The sequence below is a fragment of the Cupriavidus sp. CER-90 genome (assembly GCF_057652055.1).
In genome coordinates this window covers 1,302,562-1,328,642 of sequence record NZ_JBYGYM010000001.1, presented here as the reverse complement: position 1 = coordinate 1,328,642, position 26,081 = coordinate 1,302,562, and the positions used below count along the sequence as shown (strand labels likewise).

The 26,081-nt window shown below is 63.4% G+C and carries 26 protein-coding genes, 1 rRNA gene and 1 pseudogene; 9 read left to right on the top strand and 19 right to left on the bottom strand.

Annotation, left to right across the window (positions count from 1 at the left end; genetic code table 11):
• The first annotated feature begins 4 nt into the window (after positions 1 to 4).
• Both rrf and AC24R4_RS06030 read left to right on the top strand, forming a co-directional pair.
• A 5S ribosomal RNA gene (gene rrf / locus AC24R4_RS06035) occupies positions 5 to 118 on the top strand.
• A gap of 215 nt (positions 119 to 333) precedes the next feature.
• Complete coding sequence (locus AC24R4_RS06030; RefSeq protein ID WP_487522990.1) at positions 334 to 657, top strand: GIY-YIG nuclease family protein; 324 nt, start codon at positions 334 to 336, stop codon at positions 655 to 657.
• Between the two features lie 45 nt (positions 658 to 702).
• Here the strand turns inward: AC24R4_RS06030 and AC24R4_RS06025 are convergent, their stop codons facing one another.
• Positions 703 to 1,125: an organic hydroperoxide resistance protein gene (locus tag AC24R4_RS06025; RefSeq protein WP_029051733.1), complete on the bottom strand. Its 423-nt coding sequence runs from the start codon at positions 1,123 to 1,125 to the stop codon at positions 703 to 705.
• A gap of 63 nt (positions 1,126 to 1,188) precedes the next feature.
• Positions 1,189 to 1,662, bottom strand: coding sequence for a MarR family winged helix-turn-helix transcriptional regulator (locus AC24R4_RS06020; RefSeq protein WP_487522493.1), 474 nt, complete (start codon positions 1,660 to 1,662; stop codon positions 1,189 to 1,191).
• A 227-nt stretch (positions 1,663 to 1,889) separates the two neighbouring features.
• On the opposite strand from AC24R4_RS06020, the gene AC24R4_RS06015 reads away from it, so the two are divergent.
• Positions 1,890 to 3,347 (top strand): DegQ family serine endoprotease, encoded by a 1,458-nt coding sequence (locus AC24R4_RS06015; protein WP_400396338.1) that lies wholly within the window; start codon positions 1,890 to 1,892, stop codon positions 3,345 to 3,347.
• Positions 3,348 to 3,591: 244 nt separating this feature from the next.
• Complete coding sequence (locus AC24R4_RS06010) at positions 3,592 to 3,915, top strand: hypothetical protein (RefSeq protein ID WP_153949846.1); 324 nt, start codon at positions 3,592 to 3,594, stop codon at positions 3,913 to 3,915.
• A 165-nt stretch (positions 3,916 to 4,080) separates the two neighbouring features.
• Here the strand turns inward: AC24R4_RS06010 and AC24R4_RS06005 are convergent, their stop codons facing one another.
• The 9 genes and pseudogenes from AC24R4_RS06005 to AC24R4_RS05965 form a co-directional block, all read right to left on the bottom strand.
• Positions 4,081 to 5,826 (bottom strand): peptidase domain-containing ABC transporter, encoded by a 1,746-nt coding sequence (locus AC24R4_RS06005; RefSeq protein WP_487522492.1) that lies wholly within the window; start codon positions 5,824 to 5,826, stop codon positions 4,081 to 4,083.
• Positions 5,756 to 6,163, bottom strand: a pseudogene (locus AC24R4_RS06000) (cysteine peptidase family C39 domain-containing protein). The gene AC24R4_RS06005 and the pseudogene AC24R4_RS06000 overlap by 71 nt, the downstream one beginning before the upstream one ends.
• A 12-nt stretch (positions 6,164 to 6,175) precedes the next feature.
• Positions 6,176 to 7,324, bottom strand: a complete 1,149-nt coding sequence (locus tag AC24R4_RS05995; RefSeq protein ID WP_487522491.1) for a JmjC domain-containing protein — start codon at positions 7,322 to 7,324, stop codon at positions 6,176 to 6,178.
• A 384-nt stretch (positions 7,325 to 7,708) separates the two neighbouring features.
• Positions 7,709 to 8,116, bottom strand: coding sequence for a hypothetical protein (locus AC24R4_RS05990; protein ID WP_487522490.1), 408 nt, complete (start codon positions 8,114 to 8,116; stop codon positions 7,709 to 7,711).
• An 882-nt stretch (positions 8,117 to 8,998) separates the two neighbouring features.
• Positions 8,999 to 10,570: an MFS transporter gene (locus tag AC24R4_RS05985; protein WP_400397145.1), complete on the bottom strand. Its 1,572-nt coding sequence runs from the start codon at positions 10,568 to 10,570 to the stop codon at positions 8,999 to 9,001.
• Positions 10,571 to 10,572: 2 nt separating this feature from the next.
• The gene (locus tag AC24R4_RS05980) at positions 10,573 to 11,070 is read right to left on the bottom strand and encodes a MarR family winged helix-turn-helix transcriptional regulator (RefSeq protein ID WP_487522489.1); all 498 of its coding nucleotides are present in this window, start codon (positions 11,068 to 11,070) and stop codon (positions 10,573 to 10,575) included.
• 134 nt (positions 11,071 to 11,204) lie between these two features.
• A complete protein-coding gene (locus AC24R4_RS05975; protein WP_487522488.1) occupies positions 11,205 to 13,223 on the bottom strand; it encodes a transglutaminase TgpA family protein in 2,019 nt (672 codons plus the stop codon).
• Positions 13,220 to 14,254 (bottom strand): DUF58 domain-containing protein, encoded by a 1,035-nt coding sequence (locus AC24R4_RS05970; RefSeq protein ID WP_487522487.1) that lies wholly within the window; start codon positions 14,252 to 14,254, stop codon positions 13,220 to 13,222. Before AC24R4_RS05970 ends, AC24R4_RS05975 begins: the two co-directional genes overlap by 4 nt.
• 32 nt (positions 14,255 to 14,286) lie before the next feature.
• Positions 14,287 to 15,198 carry an AAA family ATPase gene (locus AC24R4_RS05965; protein WP_400393322.1) on the bottom strand — a complete coding sequence of 304 codons (912 nt, stop codon included), beginning with the start codon at positions 15,196 to 15,198 and terminating at the stop codon, positions 14,287 to 14,289.
• A 258-nt stretch (positions 15,199 to 15,456) separates the two neighbouring features.
• Here AC24R4_RS05965 and AC24R4_RS05960 point away from each other — a divergent pair, with 258 nt between their 5' ends.
• Complete coding sequence (locus AC24R4_RS05960; RefSeq protein WP_400393320.1) at positions 15,457 to 16,302, top strand: phytanoyl-CoA dioxygenase family protein; 846 nt, start codon at positions 15,457 to 15,459, stop codon at positions 16,300 to 16,302.
• Positions 16,303 to 16,383: 81 nt separating this feature from the next.
• On the opposite strand, the gene AC24R4_RS05955 is transcribed toward AC24R4_RS05960, so the two are convergent.
• The 7 genes from AC24R4_RS05955 to AC24R4_RS05925 form a co-directional block, all read right to left on the bottom strand.
• Complete coding sequence (locus AC24R4_RS05955; RefSeq protein ID WP_400393318.1) at positions 16,384 to 16,551, bottom strand: hypothetical protein; 168 nt, start codon at positions 16,549 to 16,551, stop codon at positions 16,384 to 16,386.
• 169 nt (positions 16,552 to 16,720) lie between these two features.
• Positions 16,721 to 17,446, bottom strand: a complete 726-nt coding sequence (locus AC24R4_RS05950) for a GntR family transcriptional regulator (protein ID WP_400393316.1) — start codon at positions 17,444 to 17,446, stop codon at positions 16,721 to 16,723.
• Positions 17,447 to 17,624: 178 nt separating this feature from the next.
• Positions 17,625 to 18,629, bottom strand: coding sequence for a 2Fe-2S iron-sulfur cluster-binding protein (locus tag AC24R4_RS05945; RefSeq protein WP_400393314.1), 1,005 nt, complete (start codon positions 18,627 to 18,629; stop codon positions 17,625 to 17,627).
• 16 nt (positions 18,630 to 18,645) lie between these two features.
• A complete protein-coding gene (locus AC24R4_RS05940) occupies positions 18,646 to 19,125 on the bottom strand; it encodes a GlcG/HbpS family heme-binding protein (protein WP_029050819.1) in 480 nt (159 codons plus the stop codon).
• Positions 19,126 to 19,160: 35 nt separating this feature from the next.
• A complete protein-coding gene (locus AC24R4_RS05935; RefSeq protein ID WP_400393312.1) occupies positions 19,161 to 20,609 on the bottom strand; it encodes an aldehyde dehydrogenase family protein in 1,449 nt (482 codons plus the stop codon).
• A gap of 84 nt (positions 20,610 to 20,693) precedes the next feature.
• A complete protein-coding gene (locus AC24R4_RS05930) occupies positions 20,694 to 21,413 on the bottom strand; it encodes an iron-containing redox enzyme family protein (protein WP_029050817.1) in 720 nt (239 codons plus the stop codon).
• A 113-nt stretch (positions 21,414 to 21,526) separates the two neighbouring features.
• Complete coding sequence (locus AC24R4_RS05925; protein WP_400393310.1) at positions 21,527 to 22,465, bottom strand: ornithine cyclodeaminase family protein; 939 nt, start codon at positions 22,463 to 22,465, stop codon at positions 21,527 to 21,529.
• A 275-nt stretch (positions 22,466 to 22,740) separates the two neighbouring features.
• Here AC24R4_RS05925 and AC24R4_RS05920 point away from each other — a divergent pair, with 275 nt between their 5' ends.
• The 4 genes from AC24R4_RS05920 to AC24R4_RS05905 are packed head-to-tail and all read left to right on the top strand — an operon-like array spanning position 22,741 to position 25,306.
• Positions 22,741 to 24,279 (top strand): hypothetical protein, encoded by a 1,539-nt coding sequence (locus AC24R4_RS05920; RefSeq protein WP_153949835.1) that lies wholly within the window; start codon positions 22,741 to 22,743, stop codon positions 24,277 to 24,279.
• A 30-nt stretch (positions 24,280 to 24,309) separates the two neighbouring features.
• Positions 24,310 to 24,624, top strand: coding sequence for a 2Fe-2S iron-sulfur cluster-binding protein (locus AC24R4_RS05915; protein WP_153949834.1), 315 nt, complete (start codon positions 24,310 to 24,312; stop codon positions 24,622 to 24,624).
• Positions 24,615 to 24,929, top strand: coding sequence for a ferredoxin (locus tag AC24R4_RS05910; protein WP_400393308.1), 315 nt, complete (start codon positions 24,615 to 24,617; stop codon positions 24,927 to 24,929). Before AC24R4_RS05915 ends, AC24R4_RS05910 begins: the two co-directional genes overlap by 10 nt.
• Complete coding sequence (locus AC24R4_RS05905; RefSeq protein WP_400393306.1) at positions 24,929 to 25,306, top strand: 2Fe-2S iron-sulfur cluster-binding protein; 378 nt, start codon at positions 24,929 to 24,931, stop codon at positions 25,304 to 25,306. The genes AC24R4_RS05910 and AC24R4_RS05905 overlap by 1 nt, the downstream gene beginning before the upstream one ends.
• Before the next feature lie 406 nt (positions 25,307 to 25,712).
• On the opposite strand, the gene sorB is transcribed toward AC24R4_RS05905, so the two are convergent.
• The gene (sorB, locus tag AC24R4_RS05900; protein WP_487522486.1) at positions 25,713 to 26,054 is read right to left on the bottom strand and encodes a SorB family sulfite dehydrogenase c-type cytochrome subunit; all 342 of its coding nucleotides are present in this window, start codon (positions 26,052 to 26,054) and stop codon (positions 25,713 to 25,715) included.
• Positions 26,055 to 26,081: the final 27 nt, after the last annotated feature.

Below are 26,081 nucleotides of genomic sequence, written 5' to 3'. Positions count from 1 at the left end.
CATGCCTGGTGACCATAGCGAGTTGGAACCACCCCTTCCCATCCCGAACAGGACCGTGAAACGACTTTGCGCCGATGATAGTGCGGACTACCCGTGTGAAAGTAGGTCATCGCCAGGCTCTTATACCCAGAACCCCCAAGCCCTAAAAGCTTGGGGGTTTTGCTTTTGCGCGGGCGGAACGTGCGAGGGCATTCGACAACCCGAATCTCGTCGCGCACTTGGCACTTGGCATCGGTGCAAACGCCGCGGTGCCCGCGTATGATCGGCGCTGACATGACCGCCGAAAAACTCTCCTCCGACGACACCGACGCTGCTCCCGATACCGACACGGATATCGAGGTCAGCACTGATACGGTCTGGTTTCTCTATCTGCTCGAATGCGAGGGCAATTCGATCTATACCGGCGTGACGACTGACGTCAACCGTCGATATGCCCAGCATGTCGCCGGTATCGGCGCCAAATACACACGTGCTCGCAAGCCGCTCCGGCTGCTCGGCTGGATGGCGTTTCCGAATAAGTCCGAAGCCCTCAAGGCCGAAATCCGCACCAAGCGGATGACCCCGGCCCAAAAACGTGCGATGTGTGGCACGCTGCAGCAAACGGCCGCTGTAACGGAGTCGGAGCCGGATTCCCCTGCTACCGTCGATTCGCCATAAAAAACGCCGGCCAATGGCCGGCGTGTGGCTGTGTCGATCGGACCTTCAGACCACGATCAGGTTCACGTCGATATTGCCGCGCGTGGCGTTTGAGTACGGGCACACCTGATGGGCGGCTTCCACCAGCTTCTGGGCGGCTTCCTTTTCCATGCCCGGCAGCGAGATCTTCAGTTCCACCTGAATACCAAAGCCCTGCGGAATCTGGCCGATGCCGACGGCACCTTCGATCTTGGCATCAGGCGACACCGTAATCTTCTGCTGGCCGGCGACAAAACGAATCGCACCGAGGAAACAGGCCGAATAACCCGCCGCGAACAGTTGCTCCGGATTCAGGCCGTTGCCAGCGCCGCCCATTTCCTTGGGCACTGCAAGCTTGACGTCCAGTTGGCCATCCGACGTCGTGGCGCGGCCGTCGCGGCCACCGGTTGCGGATGCGTGGGCGGTGTACAGGACTTTTTCCAGTTTCATTTGCACTCTCCTAGAGTTGCCCGGGGGCGGGCAGCAGTTTCAAGATGCCGACCGAGTCGGCTGTCAATCTTCCGATCGCGCGTCTTCCAACGTTGACCGTAAGCCATGCAGTCGCGATGTCAGGGCCTGGATCTCTTCCACGGAACACTGCATCGCGCACAACAACCGTTCCGGGATATCGGCTGCGGCACTTCGCATGCCGCGCCCGGCATCCGTCAAACTGACCAGCACTCGACGTTCGTCTTCGGCGTCGCGGCCGCGACGCACAAACCCCGCCGACTCCAGCCGCTTCAGCAGCGGCGTCAACGTGCCTGAATCGAGCGTCAGCCGACCGCCCAGTTCCGAAACGCTCACCTCGTCGTGCTCCCACAGCACCAGCATGACCAGATACTGCGGGTAAGTAAGTCCAAGCTCACCCAGAATCGGCTTGTAGAGCTTGGTCATGGCCAATGACGTCGAATACAGGGCAAAACAGAGCTGCTGATCCAGCTGCAGCCAGTCACCTGTCTTGGGAGGGGTCGTCGTTTGCGTCGTCATGGCTATATCTTATACACAATTAAATTGTGTGCAAGATAAATTTTCTATCGGCCCTATGAAGGATAGGGGCGGGCCGTGACAGATCAAAGCGGATCAAAGGCTGATGCCGTACGACCTTCGTACAGTCGGCCAGTGACAAGCCTTAAGTCTGGTTTAAGTGTGGGTGCATAGGATGGCCCTGTCGCGCCCACACCCGGCGCTGTCCCTCATCCAGAAAGGAAAGCACCATGATTCGCCAGACTCTTGCCCGTTCCGCAGTCGGTGTTGCCGCGCTTGCTGCCCTGGCCGGCGGATACGCCTATCTCCAGAAAGACGCGATCACACCCGGCTATGCAGCGCCGACCCCGGCCGTTGCCGCCACCGCCGCCGTGGCCACGCCGACTGACTTCTCGGGCATCGTCGACCAGTACGGTCCCGCGGTGGTCAATATCAGCGTGACGGCCCGCGCGCAGCGCACCTCGGCGCAAGTGCCGTCGGGCATGGACCCCGACGATCCGCTGTTCCAGTTCTTCAAACGCTTCGGGCCGCAGTTTCAGGGTCCGCAGAGCCAGCAGCCGCAGCTTGTGAAAGGCCTGGGCTCGGGCTTTATCGTCAGCCCCGATGGCCTGATCCTGACCAATGCCCACGTGGTCGACAACGCCACGGAGGTCACCGTCAAGCTGACCGACCGCCGCGAGTTCAAGGCCAAGGTGCTGGGCAGTGATCCGCAGACTGATATCGCCGTGATCCGCATCGATGCCAAGGACCTGCCGACGGTACGACTCGGCGATCCGTCGAAGATTCGGGTCGGCGAACCCGTGCTGGCCATCGGCTCGCCCTATGGTTTCGAGAACACGGTGACGGCCGGCATCGTCAGCGCCAAGTCGCGTTCGCTGCCGGATGACACCTACGTGCCGTTCATCCAGACCGATGTGGCCGTGAACCCCGGCAACTCGGGCGGCCCGCTGTTCAACCAGCGTGGCGAGGTCATCGGCATCAATTCGCAGATCTACAGCCAGACCGGCGGCTATCAGGGCCTGTCGTTCGCCATTCCGATCGACGTGGCCAGGAAGGTCGAGCAGCAGCTGGTGGCTCACGGCAAGGTCACGCGCGGCCGCCTTGGCATCTCGGTGCAGGAAGTCAACCAGGCGCTGGCGCAATCGTTCAAGTTGCCGAAGCCGGCCGGCGCGCTGGTGAACTCGGTCGAGCCGGACAGCCCGGCCGCGCAGGGCGGCCTGAAGCCCGGCGACGTGATCGTGCAGCTTGGCAATGACGTGATCGACCACTCCGGCGATCTGCCCGAGCACGTGGCAGACCTGCAGCCCGGCACCAAGACCGATCTCAAGGTGATTCGCAAGGGCGAGCCGCTGACGCTGAGCGTGAAGATTGGCGCCGTGAAGGACAGCGCCGTGGCCCAGGGCAAGGGCGGTGGTGAAGTGGGTGGCCGCCTGGGCCTGGCCGTGCGGCCGTTGACGCCGGCCGAAAGGCGCGACAGCGGTATCGATGGCGGCCTCGTGGTCGAGGACGTGGCGGGGCCGGCCGCGCGTGTCGGCATCCAGCCCGGCGATGTCATCCTGTCGCTCAACGGCACGCCGATTTCCTCGGCCGAGCAGCTGCGTTCGCTGGTGTCGAAATCGGGCAAGCAGGTGGCCCTGCTGGTGCAGCGCGACGACGCGCGGATCTTCATTCCGCTCGACCTCGGCTGACCTCTGGCGGCAAGCGGTTTACGCTTCGCAAAACACGTATACGGCAGGTATACGACAGGCGTCCGGCGGGCGTATACGTATACGCGTATACGCCCGCAAACCCTTGCCAGACGCGGAATTCCGGGCGACAAAACACCCCAAAGAGATGTTTGAACAGGTATGATCTCGACTGCGATGCATGAAGCGTGTGGTGACTCACGTCACCACTTCAGGTTCTTGCTCAATCGACAGAAGAAGGAAGTCTATGCAGTTGGATTTCAACCGCGCCCCCATCTCGCCGGGCACCGATCTGGCGAGGCGCCTGGCGCCCGTTGCCAGAAAGGCGACGGCACGTCGGCGCAAGAAGGAAGTCCCGCCCCACTGGGAGCGCGGCTACCGCTCCCACTACTACCGTAACGAACGTGGCGACAAGCTCGGCGAAGTCCGCTTGTCCGATCGCGGCGATCTGCCCGTGGTCTACCACTGGGCGGCCGGCAACTATTCCGGCGCCGAGGGCTCGCTCGCGCATGCACGTGCCCGTGTGGAAGAAACGGTTGGCTTCGGCATGCGCCAGCTGTCGTTGTTCTGAAGCTGGCGTTTCAACGATTCCGCCAGACAGTCCGTGACTGAACCGCGTGCCTGACGCAGGCATGCATGCTTTCCGCGATGGCCTGCCCGCCGCCATTGCCGCGCTGTCGCCAGCGTCCCGCCAGTATTTCCTCCTGCGCTGCATTGAAAGTCATACCTGGCCGCTTCACGTGACCCGGATATCTTCCACGATCTGCCCCTTTTCGAGACAGACAATGCGCTGTGCAAACGCAACGGTCTCCCGTCGATGTGCGATCGTGATGCGGGTCATCTTCATTTCGTGGAGGGATTGAACGATATGCTGCTCGCTATGGAAGTCCAAGTGGCTCGTTGCTTCGTCCAAAGCCAGAATGCGGGGTTTTCTGTAGAGCGCGCGGGCCAGAAGTGTTCTCTGCCGTTGGCCGCCCGATAACCCAGCGCCGAGTTCCGCTACTGGAGTGTGATATCCCATCGGCATTCGCATGATAGCGCCGTGGATCCGCGCGATGGTTGCGGCTTCCTCGATCTGGTTCTGGCAGGCATCGGGATCAAATCCGGCGATGTTCTCGCTCAACGATCCAGCAAGCAGTTGATCGTCCTGCATGACGGTGCCAATTAGGTCACGAAGCGTCCGTGGTCCGAGCTGACGTATGGGAATTCCTCCAACCAAAATCTCACCTTCGGTGGGCTTTAGAAGTCCCAAAAGCAGCTTGAACAGTGTCGTCTTGCCGCAGCCTGACCTGCCCACGACCGCAACAGCTTCGCCAGCGGAGATATGGAGCGACAGATGGCGGAGGATCCACGGCTCTTCCTCGGCATAGCGGAACGACACCTCGCGAAACTCAATAGACGGCTCGATAGTACGGGCTTCGTGTCCGGCCTCGTGATCTTCTTCAGGATGTTCGAGAGCGATGTCGGCCACTCGTTCGCTATGCAACGAAAGCATCCGGATTTCGATTGCTAGATCTACTAGCTTACTCGTGCGACGTGAGAACTGACTTTTATATGCAATGAAGGCCAACAACATTCCGAGCGTCAGGCTGCGGTCGAGAACTGCAATGCCACCGATGTATAAGATGGCCATGCTCTCCAATCCGAGGATGAGTGTATTGAAGCCTCCGAAGACCAACGTGAGTCTTTGCGTATTGGCGTCTCGGTTCTGAAGTCGCGCGATGAGATTCTGCCAAGCGGCCATGCGGGAGGCCACGAGATTTAACAATTTCAACGCTTGTATGGCTTGAACTGTCTCAAGGAAGTACGAGCTCTCGCGGGCTGCGATAACAATTCTTTCTTCAGCCGCTCTTCGAAGCGGTTCATAGAACGCAAGACGCAGAGTAGCGTAGAGGAGCAATGCAATGATAGCGATTCCGGTCAAGGTGACGTTGTACGCCAGCATCATACCCAGAGTTACTATCGTTAGGGCCCCGTCGAGCATCACTGCAATTATGCCGCTAGTTAAAGTGCTCTGAATTGCGGACAGAGATTGAAAGCGGCTGCTGATATCTCCCAGTTGGTGCTTTTCAAAGAATGGCCATGGAAGGCGTAAAAGACGACGAAAGAGCGCCGTCGACCACTGTAGCGCCAGTTGCTGATTCAGCCGGAGTTCAATCCAGCCGCGCGCCATTCGGACTACGAACTCAAGCAGAATAAGGAGAGAGCACCCCAGTACGGTGATTAGCAATAAATCTCGGTCCGCCGAAACGAGTGCGCCGTCCACAATCCATTGCGTGGCTAATGGCGTCATCAGGTTAAGTATTTCCAAAGCGAATGCCAGTGCGAAAATGCTGGCAAGCGCCCGTTTCAGTCCCTTGACGCCCAGCGCGAGATCGCGGAGACGAATCCTGGCGCCGCTACGTGCAGATTTAAATGGTGCGACCGGCATCATTTCCAGGGCAACACCAGTGAAATGCTCCGATGCAACGAGAACCGTCATAGTCCGGCGGCTCCGGGTCTATGATAAACAGTCGACCCCTTCGGACCTTCTCGAGGACGACGAAGTGGTTCAAGTCCCAGTGCAGTATGCAAGGAAGCCGGAGCTTAGTCATTTCCTCCATCTCTAGCCTTAACGCACGACATTGAAACCCGAGGGTGTCCGCATGCCGAATTAATTGTGGAAGATTTATGCCCTTGACAGAGGTAGAGAATTTACGGCGTATAGTGGGCAGGTCCAAATATTATAGCCCATGGAACTCGGCAATCATGACAAGACATGCCAGGCCGCATTCTTGAGTGCCAGATTGCAGCACAGCCCTCACGCGACGTTTCAGCATCCGCAAAATCCTCTAATAAACTAATCCCAATATGTCGTTACGGCAAAGATCCGTTATCAATTCACGGACTTTTTCCTCTGGGGCCGCAGAGCGCTTAATCAGCTCGGCAAGGGTAGCGCCAGGAGACTCAGCGAGAAACTGGATCAGTTGTATGCCGGGATCATCCATGCTTAGCCTCGTACCGTTTGCGATGAGGTAGTGTTGATTCAAGCCGCGTGGTTGGTTGGCATTGAGGCTAAATTTCGCTCCGTCAGGCAGTGGGCAAGCGGCAGGGTTTCCAAACATTTCGAGAGCCAGGGGACAGTCAACGCGAATCTCTGCAGCGAAGCCGTCCAGAAAGCGCTCGTAGTTTTCTCTATGACGAACGAAATCATTAATTCGCTTACCAATGGAACCCAGAATTTCGCAGTCCTCTTCCCATCTGGAGAGCGAGCGTCGCAGATCTATATTTATCTGCATTTGGTTCACTGCCCAGCATAAATAATCTATGCTATATGCCGGAAATGTGCCCAACGCCAGGTGTGCCGTTGGCTCCCCAAGTGGGAGAGGGTCATGCCACCATCCGCGTGGCAGGTACAGTACATCCCCGGGCTCTAGGATAACGTCCATACAAGGACTGTCCGGGCAAGGATATAACTTCTCGTAATCCTTACTCTGCTGAGTGTAAAGTGGCAATTCGAAGGATGGCGCATAAATGAGCCACCGCTTGCGACCAATAACCTGCACTGCGAATACGTCCCGAGTATCCCAATGACATTTGAACGAACTACGTTCGCCGAACGCCACATAGACGCTGCTTACGACTTGTCTTGACGTAAATTCGCTGATTTTCTTTGATATGGGGCTTATCTTCTCCTCACCGTATACCTTGTTGGTGATCAGGGTGGCGCCTCGTTGCATATATCCGTAAACAACGGGTCTAATGAGCCGATGACGTAACATTCCGACATCCCACCAGCTCTCGATATATTCGCTCTTTGTGCGGATCCCTTCATAAGCAATCTTGAAATCGTCTGACTCGACTCTTGAGCGTTCCACGATGCCATTCACGTCGCGCCAAGAGAATTCATCAGTGGGCACGGCGCCTCGCATAAGCAATGGTTCGCGGTCTTGATAGTTATTGTGAAAATAACTGGAAGAAATATCAAAGTTTATCGGCATATTAAAGAGATCTGGCGGCTGCTAATCGTTGCTTTTTTGCGCAATCAGTTATAATTCGTGCCTGCGGCGTCGCCATAATTGGTTCCTGCCATGTTGTCGTAGAGTTGGCCACCAAGATATCCCCCGAGACCGGCCCCAACGCCTGTACCGACATATTGACCTCCCGCACGTCCGCCGACAAATCCGATCACGGCCCCGCCAGGCCCCGCCACAAAGCCGCCTGCTAGGCCGCCGACTACACCACCGATAAAACCTCCCGCGGCCTTACCTATTCCGGCCCCACGGTTCCGCCAACACCCGCGGCCGCCGCTTTACCCGCGCTGTCGTCGCCTCCCGCCACCAATTTCATGTCTTGAAGACTGAGCTCTCTCATATTGTTTCTTCCTAAAAATTACGTGCCATTGAAAAATACGAAACCACACATCCAGCCGCTGTCGTTAATACGCCCAACGTAGCAACTGCAATTGGTATTACAGTTTCTGTTTCTGAAAATTTCATAATTTGCAAGCCCATTACAATAATCATTCCTAGTGTCAGTAGCGACAGCATTATTTTCATCCACCCATGTCTATTCCAAGAGGAACTAGGCTTGTGGTGGGTCGTTGCACCAACCGAGATGGCCGCTGTGAACATCAGAAAAAATATAGCGACCGATATAGCGAGGGTCATATCCAAAACTCTCGCGGGGTCTCCGGTTAAATCAATTTTTCCTCGAAACAGCATCAAAAAAATGACCATTCCAACTCCTCCTCCGGATATTGCGGTTGCCCGGCTTTTCAGAATGTTGTTCATTTAATCTTCCTTTGCATATTAACAAGCGTTACTTTGGTGTGCTCGGATCGATTGTTATTTAACGAAGCATTCTTCCACTTAATGAGTAAACTGGCTCAAAAATCCATTCATAGAGTCTTCGTTTATCTTGGATAAGATCCGCCTCTATCAACATTCCTGCTCGGAGTGATTGAGCTACCCCATAGACCTTGAAAGTCTGGGAATCAAGGGAAAGTGTGACGCGGTAAAAAAAAGTTCTGAACTCCGCGCAGAACTGCTCAGCGCTTCGGCTATTTGCACTGGCAGCTCTTGAAGGGCATAGGGACTCTGCGCCACGTCTAAGACGGTCGCTGTTGCGGTGCCGAATTTCTGATAGGGATACGCGGCATACTGCATGATTGCTATTTGTCCCGGTTGCACAAAACCGATGTGACTTGATGCTACCTACAGATGCGCGACTAGTTCGCTATCACGGGGAATCAAGCTCGCAAGCAGTGTTCCGAAAGATACGAATGATTATCAAACGCATTCATTGCCTATTCTTGCGTAGTTGCAAGGAGGCGTAAATCGCAAGACTACGAAATGCTTTGCGTTGCGCAATGCGCAAGTGTTCCGAAAAAAAGCCGCAACGCGGCGTGTTCCAATACGTCGAAGCGTCTGCCTAGCTGCCGATGCGGATCCGGTAGATGCCCGCGGTGTAGTCTGGGTTGACGACGCTGTGTAGTCGCACGTGGCGTAGCGCTCGAGGAAAGCGGACGAAGGCCATGTCGATGGCTGCGTCGATGATTGAGGCGGGCGACGTGGCAGTTCTTCGGACGCGGTTCGCGGGCTTTGCTCTGCCAGCCGCCTCACGCCGATGTCCCGACTTCCTTCGCCGGGAAACGGCGTCTTGATGTTTTGCGGCTAGTCCAGCCGGCGTTGCACAAGCATGAAGACCGCAGCCCCCAGCGCGATCGCGGCAATCAACCGATAGAGATCCTCGCAGGCAATCAGCCGCGCCTGTTGGTCGACGATCGCAGCCATTTGCGCCAGGGCGCCGGCATGCGCCTGCCCGGCATCGAACCCGCGTGCCGCCAGCAGCGACTGTGCCGTGCGCATCCAGCCGTCGGTTTCGGCCGGACGCTGGCCGATGGCATGTACCAGGCTCGTATGCACCGCGAACTGGCGGTTCTGCAGCAGCACCGCGCCCAGCGATGACGCAAACGAACTGGCAATCTGCCGCACCAGGTTCTTGCTGCGATAGCCGTGCGCAAAATCATCGCCGCTCAGTGTGCGGAACGTCAGTCCGGCAATCGGGATGATGACCATCACGCCGAACAGGCCCTTGGCGATGAGTCCGGGCACCAGGGCCGCCGGGGCGATGTCCGGTGGCATGAACGAGAAGAACGCCATCGCGGCCGCCATCAGCAGCAGGCCCGTCACCATCACCGGCTTCTTGTGCGAGAGCCGGCGCGCCACGCGCAGGTAGACCCAGATGCCCACCAGGCTGATCAGCGCGGCCAGTGTGTTGAGCCATCCGGTGGTGGCCAGCGGAAAGCGCAGCGCCTGCTCGGCATAGATCGGAAACACATAGCTGCTGAGGTTGCTGATCATGTAATAGACGAAATACATGGCCAGCCCCGTCATGTACACGGGCTGCCGCAGCGCGCGCAGATGCAGCACCGGTGTGTCGTGATGCCACTGCTGCCAGAGGAACACACCGAGCAGGGCCAGCGCGACCGCCGCAGCCACGCCCACGCGCAGCGGATGCGAAAAGATGTCGAAACGCGCTTCGGTCATCGACGCCTGCAACGCGACGACCGCTACGCCGAACAGCAGCAGCGGACCCAGCGCCGGACCTTCCTGATCGGCGCGGGGTTCGGCATCGGGCAGCAGCAGCCAAGTGCCCACGGCGGCCAGCGCCGCGAATGGCAGCACGCCGTAGAACACGTCCTGCCAGACGCCGTGCTCCACCAGTTCGGCGGCAAATGCCGGCGCCATGGCCGATGCGCAAAAAATCCCGAGCATAAAGAAGCGTGACGCGCGTGGCCGGTCGGCCGGCGCGAACATCAGGTTCACCAGGATGCGGCAGCTCGTGAACAGCGCGCCGCCGCCCACGCCCTGCATGAAGCGGGCAACGACCATTTGCGGCAGGCCTGTGCTGGTGGCCGCCACGACCGTGCCGGACATGAACAGCAGCAGCGATCCGGTCAGGTAGTAGCGGTACCCGAAACGCTGCGCCAGCCATTGCTGCTTGAGAATCATCATCATGCTGCCGACCGCGTATGCGGCCTGCACCAGCGCGAAGCTGCGCGGGTCCGCGTCGATGCCGCCGACGATATGGCTCGACGCAAACACGAACATGATGTTTTCGAGGAACTCGACACCGGTGGTCAGGCCCAGCAGCATCATGAGCAACGTCTGCCGCTGCCGATGACTGAGCAGCCGCAGCCAGCGCATGCCGGCGCGCAAACGGTGCCACGGGCTTGCCTGCATCGTCACGGCTTGCCTGCTTCCAGCGCGGCCAGATGCTCGTGCAGCGTGCCCAGGTCGCGCGTGGCCGTGGCCAGGCCGTCCGGGCCCAGTGGCGCCCACGCCTGGCCATAGGCGGCATGCACGGCAGGCGCGGCGCGATCCAGCAGCGCGTGGGCGGCCGGCGTCAGTGTCAGTTCCAGGCTGCGCCGGTCGTGTTCCGACGTCTTGCGTTGCACCAGGCCGCGCGCCTGCAGGCCATCGATCAACCGCGTCATCTGCGTGCGCGTGGCGTCGATGGACATGCCCAGCTCCGATGGCATGGTCGGCTCGCCCGCGTCGGTCGCCAGCATGCTGATCACCAGGTATTGGCTCAGGTCGAGTTCGAACGGCGCCAGGGCGCGCTCGATGTGATGTCGAAGCAACCTTGCCGAACGCAGCAGCAGACGCGAGGCCATGATGAGGTCGCGCGGGGCGTCGGGGTGTTCGGCGCAGAACCGGTCGATGCGGCGTTCAAACGACATATCAGTTTCATATGTAATAGTTACGGATGAAACTATATGCGTCGATCGGTGACGCCGCAAGGCCGGCCGGCTGGACGGTGTGGACGGCCAGCCGGACGATCCGCCGTTTAAAGAACCCGCGATATCCGCGCCACTCAGCCGCGTCTCAGGCTTCGTCCCAGTTCGCGCAGCGCCTTCCGCAGTCGAGCAACGATGTTGGCCTGCGTCGTCGCATCGGGCACGCCGTAGCGCCAGGCCACGTAGATGTCAGTGAACGCTCGCACTGACGATGCGGCGTGCGGCAGTGCGGTTTCGGCCCGTGTCGCAAAGGCGTGGGGTCCTTCCGCCATGCCGCGCGCAATGCCCCGGCGCGCCAGCACGGCGCAGTACCGGTCGTACAGCGCCTGGACAGGATCCACCCGACGGCGGCGCAGCCACATCGGTGCCAGCGCGGCCAGGCTCAATAGGCCGATGCCGACGGCCAGCAGCTGTGGCAGTCGGTCGCCCAGACCCGCCTGTTCCAGCAGGCGGTATTGCTGGCCGCGATCGTATTCGAGCACCCAGCGTTGCCATTTGTAGGTCAGACCGTCGAAGCCCCAGCGCAGCTCGCGCAGCCAGCCCGGCGCGCGGAGGTCGCGCAGCGCCCCCAGGTCCTCGCTCGCCAGCGCCGCATCGACGCCGCTTTCCACGCGGCTTGGTGCCACCGCGCTGGTGGGGTCCACCCGCACCCAGCCGCGTCCGGCCAGCCAGACCTCGGCCCAGGCATGGGCATCGGACTGGCGGATGACATAGTGATGGCCCAGCGGGTTGTACTCGCCGCCCTGGTAGCCGATGACCACGCGCGCGGGCACGCCGGCGGCGCGCATCAGGAAGACGAAGCTGCTGGCGTAGTGTTCGCAGAAGCCGCGCCGTGTATCGAACACGAAGCTGTCGACCTGCGCCTTGCCCAGCGGCGGCGGCGACAGCGTGTACGCGAATGGCGCCTCGGCGAACAGCCGCATGGCGGCCTGCACGCGCTGCCAAGGGTCGGCGTAGCGCGCCATCCAGCCGGCGGCCAGCTCGCGGCTGCGGGGGTTGCCTTCTGGCAGCGCCAGCGACAATTGCAGCGCGCGGCGGGTCAGCGGCTGCGGCAGCCCCTGCAGCCATGACCGCGCGCGATAGCGCAGGGGCCGGTCCACCGGGCTGCGGGCAAAGAACTCACCGTCGGCCGAGTGCCAGGCGGCCAGGCTGTCCGACACCGCCACGCCCCTGTCCAGCAGGTAGAGCCAGGTCTTCTGCGTGGCCTCCAGCGTCACGTTGTACTCGCGCGGACTCGCATCGGCCGGCCCGGCGGCGGCGTCGTCACCGCCGTCCCCCTCGTTGCGCAAGCCCGCGGCCTGTCGCGTCGGCGGTTCATCGTCGGGCCGCCACGCCGCGCCGTCGTAGTTCCACAGCACCCGGGCACGCCAGTACAAGGCGCTGACGGGCAGCGCATTGCCGTCGATATCGGCGCGGAAGGCCACCTCGGGCGAGCGGATCAGTTGGCCGATGCTGCCGGGGCGCATCGTGTCGCTCATGCCCGTGCGCCCGACCGGCTCGGATTGCGGCAGGCGCCAGAGCGGATGATCGAGCCGCGGAAACAGCACGAACAGGAACAGCGCCCAGGGCAGGCCGAACAGTGCCATGCGGCCCAGCAGCGGCCAGATGGCCAGGCGCCCACGCGCTTCGGGATGATGGAACAGCAGCCAGTTGCGCAGGATCCACGCGCCGATGGCCATGCTGTAGAGCGCCAGCCAGAACGGCTGGTCTTCCAGGTACAGCGTCAGCAGCAGATAGAACGACAACTGCGTGACCAGCGTGGCATCGGCCAGCGCCCGCGTTTCCAGCAGCTTGAGGATCACGAACGCGGCCAGCAAGGCCACGCACAGTTCGCGCCCGAGGCCGCCCCCGCCGCGCCAGACCAGCGCCCCGGCAATCAGCAGCACCAGCATCGCCGTCGTGCCGACGATCAGCTTCGACGGCAGCGGGGCCCGCTGGCGCCACAGCAGCCAGCGCCATGCCAGCAGCAATACCAGCAGCACGCTGACGGACACGGGCAGCGAACGGGCCTGCGGCGCCAGCACCAGCGCCAGCTGGCCGATCAGCATGCCGTGCTCCTGATGGCCGAGCGCGCGGGGCGGAGCCGATGCCTTCATGGCGCACGCCGCTCCGGCCAGACGGCCAGCGCCTCCAGGCAGGCGCGGCGATGGGTCGCGCCGTGACCCGGCGGAATTTCCACGCCCGGCAGCCGCAGGCCGATGTCGAACGGATCGCCGGCGGCCAGGAGCCATGCACACAGCCGCGACAGCCGGGCCTCGGTGTCCATCGTCGTCGGCAAGGCATTCCAGTCGATCCAGCATCCCGGCAGCCGCGGCACCTGGCCCGCGCGGCTCAGCCAGCGGCCGGTGCGTGCGCTGTGCTTCCAGGCGATGCGATGCAGCGGGTCGCCCGGACGATACTTGCGCAGCTGGTCGATGCCGTCGTCGGACACCGCGCCGATGTCGCCATCGTCGCCATCCTGGTCGGGGTGGGCCACCACCGGCAGCGGCGGCGCGTGTGGCTCGGGCGCGGGATAGACGCACGTGGTGACCGGGAAATCGGCGTAGCTCCAGACGCGGAACAGCCCGAACGGAAAACGGCTCGACACCGTGACGCGCGGCAACGCCAGCCGGCCGCGCCGCGGCGCAGCCATGCGCACGGCCAGCACGCCCTGGCCCAGTCCATCCAGCGTCAGTGCCGGCGCGGCCTCGGGCGCACCACCGGACGACGCAACGGCTTCGATGCCGATGCGCGCACCGCCGTCATGGTTGGCGACGTTGAGCGCGAACACCGCCACGTCGCCCGCAAACGGCGCCGACACTGGCCCCGCCGAGATTTCCAGATCGAGCAGGTTGCGATAGGCCATCCACATGCACGACATGCCGATGCCGACCAGCAGGAATGTCAGGGCGAAACCCAGGCTGATGTTGTAGTTCAGCGATGTGACCAGCATGGCCAGCAGCAGCAGGGCAAAGCCGAGCCCGCTGCGGGTGGGCAGGATATAGAGGTGGCGCCGGTCCAGCGTGACCACGCCATTGACGGGCTTGCGCGGACGGCGGGGGCGCGGCGTTGCCACGCCTGCCTGCGCGGAGCCGTGGGGTGCGGATGCCTGGGGCGCCTTCACGGACGCCGATGGGGCACGTGGCATGGTGGGATGCGTGACGCGGAAATTGTCGCGCTTCAGGGAATCGCCACGCCAGCCATCAGGCGATCCAGCGCGGTGGCCGCCTGCCCGGCCGGCAACAGCCGATGCGCGGCCACGGCGGCGAACACCGCCTGCACGTCCTCGGGTATCACCATGTCGCGCTGGTCGAGCAATGCCCAGGCGCGCGCGCAGGCCAGCAGCGCCAGGCCAGCGCGCGGCGACAGGCCGGCCACGAAGCCGGCTTCCGCACGTGTGGCCTGCACCAGCGCCAGCACGTAGTCCACCAGCGCCGGGCTGGCGTACACGCTGCTGGCCGCGGCCTGCAGTGCCAGTACCTGGTCGGCATCCATGACGGCCGAGGCCTCCTGCGCGGCGGTGCCGCCCAGATAGAGCACGCGCTCGAAGGCGGGGTCGGGGTAGCCCAGCGAGATGCGCATGGTGAAGCGGTCCAGCTGCGATTCGGGCAGCGCGTGCGTGCCGATCTGCTCCAGCGGATTTTGTGTGGCGATCACGAAGAACGGCGCCGGCAGCGCGTGCGTGACGCCGTCGTGTGTCACCTGGTGTTCGGCCATGGCTTCGAGCAACGCACTCTGCGTCTTCGGCGGGGCGCGGTTGATCTCGTCGGCCAGCACCAGCTGCGCAAACACGGGGCCACGATGGAACCGGAAATTTCCGGTGTCGCGCATATAGACGGAGACGCCCACCAGATCGGCCGGCAGCAGGTCGCTGGTGAACTGCACGCGCTGGTACTGCAGGCCCAAGGTTTGCGCCAGCGCATGCGCGAGCGTGGTCTTGCCCACGCCCGGCACATCTTCGAGCAGCAGGTGGCCGCCGGCCAGCATGCATGCCAGCGCCAGCCGCACCTGGCGCGGCTTGCCCAGCACGATGCGGCCAAGCTGGTTCTGGGCCTCGGCCAGCGAGGCGGTAATCCTGGGTCTGGCTGTCACGTTAGGCGGCCTCGATGGCGGGTTGGCGATGACGTTGCGATGCCGCCGGATGACTGGGTCGGGGGCAAGGTCCGGCAAGGTCCGGCCATTGTAGCGGCGTGGAGGTCGCATCGGACAGTGGGTTTCCGCACGGTTGTACGCGACAGACAGTCCGCGAATGCACCGGAATCGGGCCCCTGCCGCGCCGGATCTCGCGCGTTCTGGCATCATCGAACTGTTGGCACCCTGCCACTTTTCAGAATCGTCCTAGCCGCTGCAATGACTGCTTCGCCACCGCGCGTGTCTGGCGCGCCTGCCTCACTCGATTTCGACTCTTCAGCGCCGCTGGCCGACCAGGCGGCGCTGGCCAGCCTGGCCCGCGAATTCCATGCGGGCGGCTATATCGTGCTGCGCAACTTTGCCAGCGAGGCCACGTGCGCGGCGCTGGAGGCCGTGACGCGCGAGCATCTGGCGGCGGCCGTGCCGCCGGTGGAGTTCGAGGCCGACCTGGGCTACCCCGGCGCACCGGCCACGCGCCAGGCCGCCGGCGGCCACACGGTGCGGCGGCTGCGCCAGGCGTACGGCCGCGACGAGGTCTTCCGCCGCTGGGCCAGCCATCGGCAACTGGTGGCCACCGTCGAGGCGCTGCTGGGCGAACCCACCCGCCTGACGCTGGCCCACCACAACTGCGTGATGACCAAGCACCCGCACTATGGCAGCCAGACCGGCTGGCATCGGGACACGCGCTACTGGTCGTTCATGAAGCCCGATCTGGTCACCGTGTGGCTGGCGCTCGGTGACGAAGACGAGCGCAACGGCGTGCTGCGCGTGATTCCGGGTTCCCATCGCGCGAAGCTCGATCCGGCCCAGCTGGACCCGGCCGAATTCCTGATCGAGGCGCATCCGGCCAGCCAGATGCTGCTGAAGGGGGCGATGCCGCTGGCCCTGCATCGCGGCGACGTGCTGATGTTCGACAGCCGGCTGTTCCATGCGGCCGGCCGCAACGATTCCGAGGCCGTGAAGCTGTCGGTGGCCTTCGCCTATTTCGGCGCCAGCAACCGCCCGGTCACCGGCTCGCGATCGGCCGAGTTCGGCAGCGTGGAGATGCCCCCGGCCGCGCTTTGACAGCCGCAGGCCGCCAGGCAAAAAAATGCCGCCCGGTTGGGCGGCTGGTATGGCGGCTTCTTGTTTGGCCACGCGCCTGGATCACACAGCCTTGTGATGCGAGGCGTTGCCGCGAAACAGTGCCAGCAGGTCGGCCAGGCGCAGCGGCAGCAGCGGCGAGGCATGGCGGACGGCGTCACGGCGTGCGAAGTGGCTCAGAAGCTGCTCGCCCACCGGACGGTCGAGGTACGAAGCATCCGGGTAGTTCATGGTCAATCCCTATTGCGATCAAGAAACGCCTACAGTATACACTCTGATGGTGCACTGCGCCATTTCCTGGTGCGCAACAAGGGATTGCCGGATTCGAAGTGGTGCGTAGACAGCGCGGCAAATGGGTTCCGCAGCGTGCCGCGGGAACGGCTGCCGGCGCGTACCGTTATCAGGCGGGCGGGTGTCCGTTGGCTGCCGCTTCGGCGCCGTTGATCGATTCCACGGCCTTGGCCGCGCTGTAGACGTGCCGCGTGGCCAGCAGCGATGCCAGGTCGGCGTCGCCGGCAATCACGGCCTGCAGGATCTGCGCGTGCTCGTCCCAGTTCAGGCGGGCGCGGCTCTGGTTCGCCGGGGCGAACAGCAGCGCGGTGCGTTCGCGCAGCGACCGCATCATGTCCTGCAGCACGCTGTTGGCGGCGATATTGCCCAGTACCTCGTGAAACCGCGAGTTCAGTTCGACAAATCGCTCGGTCTGGCCGCTGTTGACGGCATCGTTGCCTTCCTCAAGGACCTTTTCGAGTTCCGCGATCAGTGCCGGGTCGCGGCGCTGGGCGGCCAGCTTGGCGTTCAGCCCTTCCAGCGTGGCTCGCACTTCCACCATTTCGCGCGCGATATTGGGCGACAGGCGCGCCACCGATGCACCGCGCCGCGGCTCGATGCGCACCAGCCCTTCGGCCGCCAGCGCGCGCAACGCTTCGCGCACCGGGATGCGCGATACGCCCAGTTCCAGGGACAGCGTGTTTTCCACCAGACGTTCGCCCTGTTCGTACTGGCCACCCAGGATGCGTTGCCGCAGGGTGTCCGTGACCAGCGCGAACAGGGGGGAATGCTGGGCGCCCAGGCTTGCGGCCGGGGTGTCCGGACCCGGCTTCAGGGCAGCGGTGGCGTCGTTCATGATCGGGATCGGCCGTCGGATATCGGTGTTGGGCCGCGGTCGAAGGGCCGCAGCGTGAATGCCGCTATTGTATACCGTCACCTCCTCATGGAAGACATAGGGTAGACATCTACCGGCATGCCGCCGGTGTGACGTCCGGCCCTTTCAGCCCTTCAGCCCTTTCAGCCTGCCCGGCGCCTCAGCCTCCCGCGTGCTGGAACGTGAAGCCGTCCGAATAGATGAATGGCGCCTGCGCCCCCAGCACCATGAACGTCTGCTTGGCGTCGTGGATCATGTTCGGCGATCCGCACAGATAGATGGCGTGCTCGGACAGGTCGCCCAGGTCCGAGGCCACGGCCTCGTGGACATAGCCACGGCGGCCCTGCCAACTGTCGTCGGCGCGCGACAGCACCGGGACGTACTGGAAGTCATAAAGCCGTTCGCCCCACGTTGCGATCTCGTCGTGCAGATACAGGTCCGCCGCCGAGCGCATGCCCCAGTAGAGCCACACCGGCGGGCAGTCGGGATCGTCCATCAGCGATTCGAGCATGCTCTTGATGGGCGCCAGACCGGTGCCCGTGGCCACCATCAGCAGCGGCCGGTAGTCTTCCTTGCGCAAGCTGAAATTGCCATGCGGCAATTCCACGTCGAGCCGGTCGCCAGCGCGCAACTGCGGCAACTGCGCGGACGTGAAACGGCCGCCGGCGATCTGCCGGACGTGGAAGTCCACGGTATTGCCGGCCGGTGCCGACGCCATGGAGAAACTACGATGCGTGCCATCGTCCATCAGCACCTTCAGGTACTGGCCAGGCGCGTAGACGAAGGGTTCGTCGTCGGGCAGTGCCAGGCGCAGATGCATGACGTCGGGGCCGAGTGGCGCCACCGACAGCACGGTGGCCGTGGCGCGGCGGGCCGGCACCTGCGGGCCGGCCGCGCGGGCGGTACTGATGACCAGGTCGCCGTCGGGCCGCGCCTGGCATGCCAGCGCGAACCCGTCGGCGTGCTCGGCCTCGGTCAGCCCCATCGGGAAATCCTCGTACGAGACCGACCCCTGCACCACGCGCATGCGGCACGTGCCGCAGCCGCCAAACGTGCATTCGTGCGCCAGTTCCACGCCGCAGCGCAGGGCGGCGTCGAGCACCGATTCACCGGGCGCCACCATGAACACCTGTTGCGTTTCCGCAATCTCCACCCGATGGGACATGACGATTCCCCCTTGCTTACTTCTTGATATCGGCCTGCGCCAGCACGGTCAGGTCTTCGGCGGCCAGCAGGTCGCGCAGCGCTTCCAGCGCGGCGACGCCACACGCGGTGTCTTGTTCGCCGTTGCCGCCCGACAGGCCAACGCCGCCGATCACTTCGCCATTGACCACGATCGGGTAGCCGCCCACGAACACGGCGAACTTGCCGTCGAAGCTCCACTGGATGCCGAACGCCTCGTTGCCGGGCAGCGCCGGGCCGTTCGGCGCGGTGTTGAACAGGTGCGTGGACCGCTTGTGGCCGGCCGCGGTGAACGCCTTGTTCCACGCAATCTGCGGCCCCGTGATGCGCGCGCCGTCCATGCGTTCGAGCAGCAGCGGGTAGCCGCCGTCGTCGACGATGCAGACCGATTCCAGCACGCCGATTTCCTCGGCCTTGCGCACGGCGGCGGCCACCATGTGGCGCGCTTCTCTCAGTTCCAGCTTGATGGCTTTCTTCATGGCTGTTTCCTTAATTTGTGTCGGACTGCCTGGCTTCAGACGCCCTGGTAGACCGTTTTGATCTGCGTGTAGAACTCCAGCCCGGCGCGGCCCGATTCGCGGAACGTCGATGTGCTGGACCGCTTCAGCCCGCCAAACGGCGCGTTGACCAGGTTGCCCGTGGTGGTGCGGTTGATCTTCACGGTGCCCGATTCGATGTCGCGGGCAAAGTCGTGCATGTAGCGCGGATTGCGCGTGGCGATGGCGGCGGAAAGCCCGTACTCGGTGTCGTTGGCCTGGGCAATGGCGTGGGCGTAGCTGTCCACTTCGATGATGGCCAGCACCGGGCCGAAGATTTCCTCGCGGGCAATGCGCATCGACTGCGTGACGTCGGTGAACACGGCCGGCGCCACATAGAAGCCGTTGGCGAAATCGCCATCGGTCAGTTGCTGGCCGCCACACAGCAGCGTGGCTTCCTGCTTGCCGGCCTCGATATAGCCCAGCACGGTCTGCAACTGCTTGCGCGTGGCCAGCGGGCCGAGGTCCATGCCCGGTGTCATGCCGCTGCCGATCTTGAGCGTCTTGACCTTGGCCACGAGCTTGTCGGTGAAGGCCTGCCTGACCTCGCGCATCACCAGGATGCGGCTGGTGCCGGTGCACGCCTGGCCCGACAGCGACAGCCCGCCCTTGACGGCCAGGTCCACGGCGCGGTCGAGATCGGCGTCTTCCATCACGATCAGCGGATTCTTTCCGCCCAGTTCCATCTGCGTGCGCGTGGTCATCGGCACGGACTTGTGGATCTGCTCGCCGGCCTGCGTCGATCCGGTGAACGACACCGCGCGCACCGCACGCGATTCGACGATGGTCGGGCCCACCTCGCCGGCGCTGCCGGTCAGGAAGTTGAGCACGCCCTTCGGGATGCCGGCCTTGACGAATGCCTCGGCCAGGCGATAGCCGGACAGCGGCGCATCGGACGACGGCTTGAACACCACGGTGTTGCCGGTGATCAGCGCGGGTGCAATCTTGCGGGCCGGAATCGACACGGGGAAGTTCCACGGCGAGATCACCGTGACCACGCCCAGCGGCTCGCGCAGGCTGTACACGAGCATGTCCGGGTCGTCGTTCGGATAGCTTTCGCCGCTGAAGGTCTGGCCTTCCACCGCGTAGAAGCGCAGGGTTTGCGCCGAACGCATGATCTCGTCGCGCGCCAGGTTCAGGGACTTGCCTTCCTCGCGCGTCAGTTCGGCGGCGATGGCGTCGGCGTTGGCTTCCAGATGAGCGGCGGCGTCGTTGAGAATCTTCGCGCGCTTGCCGATCGGCGTTTTCTTCCAGCTGTCGAAGGCGGCGGCTGCGGCGGACACGGCGGCGGCGGCATCGCGCGCGTCGGACGCCGCGTGGCGGCTGACGATGTCGCGCGTGTCGGCGGGATTGATGTTGTCGAGCGTGCGGCCGCTGGCGCTATCGCACCATTCGCCGTCGATGTAGTTGCGGTACGTCTCGGTCATCTTGCGGGGCCTTGTTCGGGTTCGGAGAGACGCCGGACCAGCGCCGCGCAGGGCGCCGGGTCCGGACTTCCTGACAGGTGTGCCTCAGGCGGCAGCGGCTTCCGGCTTGGTGTCGACGTAGTCGTAGTACAGCGCGGTCGTGTACAGCAGGCGCATCTGCGCGCCGATCTCGCAGATCTTCAGGCAACGCTGCTGCAGCTCGGGCGTGTTCGCGTGTTCCAGCACGATCTGGTAGCCGCGTTCGCCGTGGATTTCGTCGGACACGATGTGCAGGTCGAAGAATTCCACCTCTTCGTCGGTGAAGCCGTACTTTTCGCGCAGCGTCGGGGTTTGCTTGCGATAGATCGACGGCACCTGCGATTCCAGGCCGACCACCAGACCGGCCACGGCCACCACCGGGTCTTCGCGCATGGCCACCGCGTAGCACCAGCTCTGCAGGCCGCGCGTGGTGGGCGACATGTTGTCGGGGCTCACCACCCGCTCGCGCGTGGTGCCGCAGGCTTCGGCAAAGCGGATCAGCAGGTCGGTGTGGCGGTCGCCGCCGATTTCCTCCTCGTACATGTTGGCCAGCAGGAAGTCCTTGGCCTCGGTCATGTGGTCGGGCGTACGGGCGTAGATATAGCCCAGGTAGTCGGCGAACGGGCCCACGTAGTGGTAGTGGTTCTCGGCCCAGCGCGCCAGGTGCTCGCGGCTCAGCGTGCCGCTGGCCCATGCCTTGCTGAACGGCGCCTGGTTGGCGCTCTTGCCTTTGATGGCGTTTTCCAGGGCGGCGCGGAATTCTTCACGGTTCATCAGTTCAGCCATTTGGGGACTCCTGTTTGTCTGCGTTCGGGGTGGAATGAATTTGTATACTTTCTACAACGTCGTTCAGGCGATAAAAAAACCGCGCGCACGCGGCGACTTCCGGTGGTGCGAAATCAGGCGGCGGCAGCCTCCGCGGCAGTGATGCGCTGCCAGGCCACGCCGGCCAGGGCCACGTCTTCCAGACCGACACCGACCGACTTGTAGATCACGATGTCGTCGGGCTGCCGGCGCGCGGCGCGGGTATCGGTTCCGTTCAGGAGGACATCGGCCAGTTCCACGATCTTGTCGTCGGGCAGCACGGCCTTGTCGGCCAGCACCAGGTCGCCGGCTTCGCGCAGCGACTGGGGACGCCATTCCACGACCACGGTGGCGGCGCGCGACAGCAGCGTGTCGTCGAGTTCGCGGGTGTGCGGCAGGCTCGAACCGATGGCGGCCACGAACGTGCCGGGCTTGACGATGGCGCCCGAAAACAGCGGCGTGGTGGAACGCGAGGCGGTCACGATGATGTCCGCCGCGGCGGCGGCTTCCTCGGGTTGTGCGAAGGTCACCGGGATGCCGCACTGCGCGGCCAGACGCTCGGCGGCGGCCGCATCGGCATAGGGATCGCAGACCAGGATGCGCTTGAGCGGCAACGCGGCCGACAACTGCAACGCATGCTGCACCCCCTGCGTGCCGGCGCCGAACAGGGCCAGCGTTTCGGCATCGGGACGCGCCAGCCGGCGCGCGGCCAGCACCGTGCAGGCCGCCGTGCGCAAACGTGTGATGGCGCCCGCGTCAAACGAGGCCAGCGGACGCCCGTCAACCGTCGAAAACAGCAGGATGACAAACGAGAACTGACCGGCGATGGTTGTATACACCTTGGCGCCGGCTACCTGCTGGGCCGGGATGACCGCGCCCAGCGTCGAAAGCTTCACGCCGCCGGCTTCCGTGCGGATCCGTTCCTGCATGGCGGCCTCGCCGCGCCCGAAACTCTGGAAGGCTTCGCGCATCGCGGCCTGGGCATCGTCGGCCGTGACGTGGCGGTCGATCATCGCGTCGGTGACATGGAGCATGGTGAAATCGTCTCGGAAGCTATTTCGGTATACAGTCTACACATAGTTTCGAAGAAAACCACAGGGTTTTCCCGGGGCGTGCGGCCTGTCCGGCGTGGTGCGGGATGCTCGCAAACCGTGCCTGTACGCCGGTTTCCGCACCGATCGGGTGATTTCCCTAGGTCGCGCAGTTTTCGCTTGTTTCGAAGCGACTGCGGGATATAGTATACAAAAACAGTCGCACCACAGAATTCTTATACCGCCCCCACAAGGGCCTCCAGGAAAAGGGGAGCCTCATGCAACATGCTGTTGAGATTGGCCTGGCACATTGGGTGTATCTGCTAGGCGTGGCCGTGATCGTGTTGACCATGATCCTGCGGGCCAATGTCGTGGTGCCGTCCATCGTCGGCACCTTCCTCGTGATCCTGGCCATCACCGGCAGCCCCATCAGCGCATTGGGCGGCATCTTCTCGGCCAGCCTGGTGGCGGCCAAGGAGTTGTTCAACATCTTCCTGGTGATTGCGTTCATGACGGCGCTGCTCAATGCGCTGAAGACGCTGCGGTCCGATATCCGCATGGTCGAGCCGTTCCGGGTGGTGATGAAGAACGGACACAGCGCCTACTTCATCCTGGCCGGCATCACCTATGTCATCTCGCTGTTCTTCTGGCCCACGCCGGCCGTGCCGCTGGTGTCCGCCATCCTGCTGCCAGCCGCCATTGCCGCCGGCCTGCCGCCGCTGGCGGGGGCCATGGCCATCGCCATCGCCGGCCAGGGCATGGCGCTGTCGTCGGACTACGTGATCGGTGTGGCGCCGGGCATCAGCGCCAAGGCGGCCGGCGCGGCGGTCAGTGCTGCCGTGGTGGCCGACCGCGCGCTGATCCTGTCGATCATCACCGGCGCCATCGCGCTGTCGCTGGCCTACCTGTCGATGCGCCGCCATATCGTGCCGGCCAGCGGCGCGCTGCTGGATCGCTGGCAGGCTCGCGCCACCGGGGCGGACACCGCCGTGGAGGCCACCGGCACGTTCGACAAGGCCGAGATCGCACGCGGCACATCGCATGAAGAGCCGCTGGCCACCGACGCGAACATCGAGCAGAGCCTGGCGATGGTGGCGCGCCGCCGTGTGAAGTGGTCCAAGTTCTTCGCCGTGCTGACGCCGCTGGCGTTTATCTGCGTGGTGACGCTGATGGTGCTGCCGAAGATCTCGTCGGGCATGCCCGACCTGAAGGGCGGCGCCGCCGCGGCACTGGTGGGCGGCGTGGCCGCGCTGCTGATGATGCTGGCGACACTCGCCGCCGAAGGCCCGCGCCGCATGCTCGACGTCTGCCCCGACCACATCACCGACGGCTTCGTGTTTGCGTTCAAGGCGATGGGATCGGTGCTGCCGATCGCGGGTTTCTTCTTCGTGGGTGCCGGCGAAACCGCCGCCCAGATCCTGGGGGTGGACGCGGGCCGCGCACCGAGCCTGCTGTTCGAACTGATCCAGGCCTACCAGCACATGATTCCGGACAACCACGTGCTGGTGGCGTTCGGCGTGCTGCTGGTGGGGATGATCACCGGCATCGACGGATCGGGCTTTGCCGGTCTGCCGCTGACCGGCACGCTGGCCGGTGCGCTGGGTCCGGTGGTCGGTTTCGATTCGGCCACGCTCGCGGCCGTGGGCCAGATGGGCGCGGTGTGGACCGGCGGCGGCACGCTGATCGCGTGGTCGTCGCTGATCGCCGTGGCCGGCTTTGCCCGTGTGCCGGTGCTCGATGCGGTGCGGGCGCTGCTGTTGCCGGTATTGGCCGGCCTGTTTGTCTCCACGATCTGCGCCATGTTCCTGTGGCGTTGAGCCGAGTCTTTCCAGATTAAAGAAATAGCTATGCCGAAAGTCACCTTCCATAAGAACGGCCAGGTATTCGTCGACGAGGTCAAGCCTGAGACCAATCTCGTCGTGCGCGCCGGCATCAAGCAGTTTCCGTATCCGAACCTGCGCTACGAATGCGGCATGGGCAAATGCTCGAAGTGCGCCTGCAAGGTGCTGGCCGGCGCCGAACACCTGCCGCCGCCCAACTGGAAAGAGAAGAAGCAGCTTGGCGAGCGGCTGGACCAGGGCTTCCGGCTGGCCTGCCAGATCTGGCTGACGCATGACATCGAACTGGAACAGCCCGAGATGGTGGTTTCCGCATGTTCGTGATCCTGACCAGCAAGCCGGGCCAGTTTCGCACCGAGGCCGTGCCCGGCGTGGAACCCCGCGAGACCTGGGAATACCTGTTCTACGGGCGACCCAAGGCGATTTTCGTGATTGCCGAACTGACGGAAACGCAACAGCCGGTGAAGGTGCGCGTGATCGAGGAATCCTCCGCGCCCGACGCCGACCCCGTGGTCAACCACGTGCCGACCAAATTCCTGGAGCGTTTCGACACGCTCGACGCTGCCCACGATGCGCTGCAGAAGCTGGCGCACTTCGGCAGCATGGATCTCTCGATAAGGAAACAATGATGCAGGCCGACACCGAAGCCGATGCCACCGTGACCGAACACACCGACACCCACGGCGCCGCCACGCCACAGGCGCGCACCGTCGAAATCACGTTCGTGACCAACAACGGCAAGACCGTGACCGCGCCGGAAAACAGCAATCTGCTACGTGTATCGCTGCGCGAGCAGGGCGGGATTCCATTCAAGTGCGGCGGCGGCATCTGCGGCACCTGCAAATGCCGGATCGAGCAGGGCCTGGAATACACCGACGCCGTCAAGCCCAAGGAGCGCAAGCACCTGAACGACGACGACCTGGCCGCCGGCTATCGCATGGCATGCCAGACGTTTATCAAGGGCGACGTGGCGGTGTCGTGGGAACCGAGGACGGGGCCGCGCTGAGGGACAGACAGTCATTGTTGATGGGCTTGACCCGCGTCATACACCTGGGCGCCGATTTGGTAGGACCATGCGAGACCTGACAGGCTGCGGCTTCCGCGTCGTTGCCTTCGCACTCGATCCAGAGTCCGACCAAAGAAGATGCCAGATCCCATCACTCGCAAGACCAAGCCGGCTATGCCCCCGGCACGCGCGTTAAAGGATGTGGCGGCGGTGCTGGCGCGCCATTCTGCAAAACGTCAGCCCGACAAAGCCGATTCCGTCTCGCAGGAAGTTGTTCGAGGTGGCGCGTCACACCTGAAAGCTGCGCGTAGCAAGTTGGCGTAGCGAAAATGCGTTCCGTGAACGCAGGAGTCTGAAAAGCCGCCCTGGAAGGCGGCTTTTTGCTTTACCCGCTTCGGCCGCGCCACTATTTTGCAGCCGCACCGTTCGACGTCCCCTGCGCCTGTTCCGCCCCGTAAGTCTTCGTCAGATAATCGACGATCGCCGGAATATCCTCGTCCTTCAGCGGCGCGCCGAACGGTTTCTTCATTTTCTTGACGGTGGCGTCCCAGTACGCGCGGGTCGATGTCGATGGCTGCGTGGAGACATACTGGGCCGAATGGCAGGTCATGCAGTTCTGCAGCGCCAGGTGATAACCGGGCAGCGTGCTGGGTTTGTAGCTGGCCGTTTCCTGCGGCAGCTTGATTTCCAGTGGGCGGGCATGCGATGACCCGGGCGCCGCGGCCAATGCGCAGGCGATGGCCAGCATGAAGGTGTGGTGCGGTTTCATGATGGG